The following is a 3,862-nucleotide window of genomic DNA, read 5'->3' on the forward strand; positions in this document are numbered from 1 at the left end:
TCAGTATTGGTGACAGACCACCACAAGTATCCAACCTCAATTCTGTTCACAAGACCATCGTTGATGTTCTCGGCGAGCGATACCGTCGAATTTATTCTTAAAGTAGGTGCGGAATGACGGTTCAATGAAAGTCTTGAATAGCACAGTGTGATAATTAGCGTTCCCGCAGTGCTTCTGCATTTGCGCGGATGATGGGTTTAAGTAAATAACTTAGAATCGTTTTCTTTCCGGTAATAATATCCACGGATGCTACCATGCCGGGAATAATCACTAGGGGCTTATCCTCAGTGCCCAAATAATTCTTATCCGTGCGCAACCTAACGATATAAAAGCTGTTGCCTTCTTTATCGGTCATGATGTCAGGGCTAATTTGCTCAACTTTCCCTTTTAATCCGCCATAGATCGTATAATCGTAAGCCGTCAGCTTAATAATTGCAGGCTGACCCGGATGCAGAAAGGCAATATCTCGCGGCGAGATTTTTGCTTCAACCAATAAATTTTCATCCAACGGAACAATTTCCACGATGTCGTTCCCGGGTTGGATAACACCACCAATGGTGTTGACCATCATCTGCTGCGCAATGCCTTTCACCGGTGAGACCACCAGCGTACGGTTTATGCGATCTTCCAGTGCTTTACCCGTGGCAGCTATCTTGTTCAGATTGGTTTGTGCTTCAGTCAACTGCGTCAGCGCATCGCTTTTATAGCGTCCGCGCGTTTCCTGAATCTTGTTTTCAATTTCCTTGATGGCAGAGTCAGCACGAGGGATAGACAGCGTCATGGATTCCAACTGCCCTTGTGTTTCCACTTCAGCCCGTTTTAACCGCAACACTTCGACTTTGGATATTGCACCCTCGGCAATCAGTGGCTCTGATATTCTTATTTCTTGTTGCAGTAAATTGAGGCTATTACGAAATTGTGCCTGCTTGGCCACATAATCGCGCTGCTCCTGTTTTTTCTGCACCAGTTGTTCTTCCAAACCCGAGATCTCATTACGAAATTGTTGGCGTCTGCTGGTGTACAGATCCATCTCACCCTTAGCAATGACAGGGCTTTTTCTTTGATTTCTGGTGAGAAGTCTAATTCGCGATCGTTGATTTCAGCCGTTAACCGTTCGATACGCGAGAGCAGCCCTAGCCTGTCAGCCTCCGTTTCGCCAACGTTTGAAGCGAAGCGCGTGTCATCGAGCCTCAGCAATGGATCGCCCTGATTGACGATTTGCCCCTCGTGAACGTAAACCTCAGTGACGATACCGCCTTCCAGGTTCTGAATTTTTTGCAGACGGGATGACGGAATGGCCTTGCCGTCACCGCGCGTGACTTCATCAATACTGGCAAAAGCGGCCCACAAGATGAAAAACAGGAAAAAAAAAGAAAATTGCCCACAGCGTAATACGAATCGCTTTGGGGGAATCTTCCAGCATCGCGCGGCTGACTTCAGGAATCGCCTGAAGCGTTTCCCGATCCCTGCGGGAGAAATAGCGAAGGATATCCGCGGTGCGTTTAGCGAGATGCATTGATCTGTCCTTTCTTTAACGCATCCATCACGATAGCCTTTGGACCATCGGCAATAATGCGGCCTTTATCGATAATGATTAAACGATCTACCAGGGCCAACATGGAAACGCGATGCGTCACCAACAGCAGCGTTTTGTTTTGCAACACCGGCTGTAATGCCTGTTTTAAGCGGTCTTCACTGGTGTTATCCATCGAACTTGTGGGTTCATCTAACACCATGATGGGCGGATCGAGCAACAGCGCGCGCGATGGCAACGGCCTGACGCTGACCGCCAGAGAGTTGCAAGCCGCGTTCCCCCACCTGCAAGTTGTAGCCATCCGCATGCAGGCGCGCGAATTCGTTGACACCGGCGATTTCGGCGGCGCGCAGCATGGATTCATCATCAATATAGCGAGCACCGCTGATCAGGTTATCGCGCAGAGTGCCGCTGATCAGTTGAATATCTTGCGGTACATAGCCAATGTTGTGGCGCAAATCGCTGACATCCAACTGACGTGTGTCCACGCCGTCGATCAAAATATTCCCTTCGCTTGGGGGATAAAGATTGACGATCAGTTTTTCCATCGAACTTTTGCCTGAACCGCTGCGACCAATGATGCCAACTTTTTCACCTGCGGCGATAGAGAGATTGATGTTGTGCAAAGAGCGGTGCTTCTGTTCAGGATAACTGAAGGTAACGTCTGTTCGGGATAACTGAAGGTAACGTCTGTTCGGGATAACTGAAGGTAACGTCACGGAATTCCAGTCCGCCTTGAATACGTTCGCGTTTAAGCGGCCGCTCATTCTCTTGACGCTCTTGCGGCAATTGCATCATCTCTTCGGTGGTCGTCATGGTTATCTTGGCCTGCTGATAACGCGTGACCAGACCCGATAGCTGACCAAGGGGTGTAAGTGCGCGGCCACTGAGCATATAGCTGGCAATCAATCCCCCCATACTGAGTTTGCCATCAATCAACAGGTAGACGCCCGCGATAATCATCACCACACCAGCGATTTGCTGGCACCCCAGCGTCAGGTTGACCGCCAGCGAAGAGAGCGCTTTGGCGCACATTTCCAATCGACTGAGACTGCCCAGCGTTTGTTCCCAACTGTGCTGGCGCTCACTCTGAGCATTATTCACTTTCAGCGCATCCAGACTGCTGAGCGTTTCTATCAGGGTGGCTTGACGCTCGCTGGCCAGCTCCATTGTTTTACTGATGGTTGCTACCAGTGGTTTTTGCAGCGCCCAGCTTACGGTTAAGGCAATAGGGTAGGTGAGTATCGGTACCCACACCAGAGGACCGCCAATCAGGCCAATCACCAGCAACAGCAGCAGTGTGAACGGGAAATCGATCAGCGTGGTTAAGGTCAGCGATGAGAGGAAATCTCTTAACTATTGAAATTAATGAATATTTTGTGCGAAGCTGCCGACGCGGGCTGGTCGCGCAATCATCGACATCCCAATAATGCGTTCAAACAGTGAGGCGGAGATGATCAGATCGGTCTTTTTTCCTGCCATATCGAGGCAAATGCCACGAAGCGTTTTCAGGATAAGATCGAAAATAAACGCACCAATAACACCGATCGCCAGCACCCAAAGGGTTGCCGTTGCTTGATTGGGTACCACCCTGTCATACACATTCATCACGAACAGCGGCGTGGCGAGTGCGATGATATTGATAATAAAACTGGCCAGCACCGCATCCACATACAAGAAGCGCGACAGTCTCAGCGTGTCCTTGAACCAGGACTTGGTGTGTGGAATAAGCGATTCGTTTTGGATATCAAAGGTATGTCTCGGCTGCGCAAACAGCACCAGACCAAGATAATTCTGCTGAAGCGTGTTGCGATCAACGTGTATCTCGCCGCCTTCCGTCTCACTCGGCATGATGCGCGCTGAACCATCGTCGTTCCAGCCAAGCAGCACCGCTGAACGGCCTTCTCGCAGCAATAACATGGCAGGAAGTGACATGTCGGGAATGCCATCCAGCGGGCGTTTTAGTACCCGACCTTGCAGCCCTGCGCGGCTGGCTGCGCGTGGCAGCAATGACACTGTCAGGCGCTGTTTAGCCAAAGGAAGACCCGCAGTGAGCGTAGCGCGACTCGCAGGCTTGCCCTGTAGCGCACACAAAATCAACAAACCATCCAGTAACGGATCGTCATGACGGGTGCGAGGATCGTTGTGTTCATGCGCAACGGACGCTTCCGGAGTATCGATATCCTCGACGGAATGTAACTTCATCTGTATTAGTCGCGACTTGATCTGACACTGGACCTTGCAAGGTTGAGAGTTACCGGTTTTGATATGGGTGTCCAATCCTTATACAAAACACGAGGTAACTCTCATGATTCATACTAACAATCC

The 3,862-nt window shown here is 50.2% G+C and carries 2 pseudogenes; both read right to left on the bottom strand.

The features are described from left to right. Positions 1-154 precede the first annotated feature (154 nt). Positions 155-1,516: pseudogene (locus tag ACTBDZ_RS15820) on the bottom strand (HlyD family type I secretion periplasmic adaptor subunit). Continuing rightward, positions 1,503-3,739 (bottom strand): annotated as a pseudogene (locus ACTBDZ_RS15825) (type I secretion system permease/ATPase). The pseudogenes ACTBDZ_RS15820 and ACTBDZ_RS15825 overlap by 14 nt, the downstream one beginning before the upstream one ends. Positions 3,740-3,862: the final 123 nt, after the last annotated feature.

Source organism: Symbiopectobacterium sp., assembly GCF_051710365.1.
Taxonomy (GTDB): domain Bacteria; phylum Pseudomonadota; class Gammaproteobacteria; order Enterobacterales; family Enterobacteriaceae; genus Symbiopectobacterium.